General features: G+C 72.9%; 1 protein-coding gene. It reads right to left on the bottom strand.

All coding sequences use genetic code 11. From position 1 onward, the window contains the following. Positions 1-258: aldo/keto reductase (locus BIV03_RS16975; protein ID WP_139202051.1), on the bottom strand; the 258-nt coding region annotated here is incomplete at both ends.

The following is a 258-nucleotide window of genomic DNA, read 5'->3' as shown; positions in this document are numbered from 1 at the left end:
GGTCTTCGACGCGTCGCGCTCCGGGATGTCCCCCAGGGCTGCGTCGATCGCCGCGAGGGCGTCGGCGTCCAGGCGCACGCCCGCGGCCTTGACGTTGTCGGTGACCTGCTCCGGACGGGACGCGCCGACGATCGCACTCGCGACGTTCTCGTTCTGGAGCGTCCACGCGATGGCGAGCTGCGCCAGGGTCAGGCCGGCCTGGTCGGCGACGGGCTGGAGGCGCTGGACGGCTTCGAGGACCTCGTCGCGCATGAACCG

The organism is Curtobacterium sp. MCBA15_016 (assembly GCF_001865105.1).
Taxonomy (GTDB): domain Bacteria; phylum Actinomycetota; class Actinomycetes; order Actinomycetales; family Microbacteriaceae; genus Curtobacterium.
Note: the sequence above shows the minus strand (reverse complement) of the source record. Positions and strands in the feature narration are given on the sequence as shown.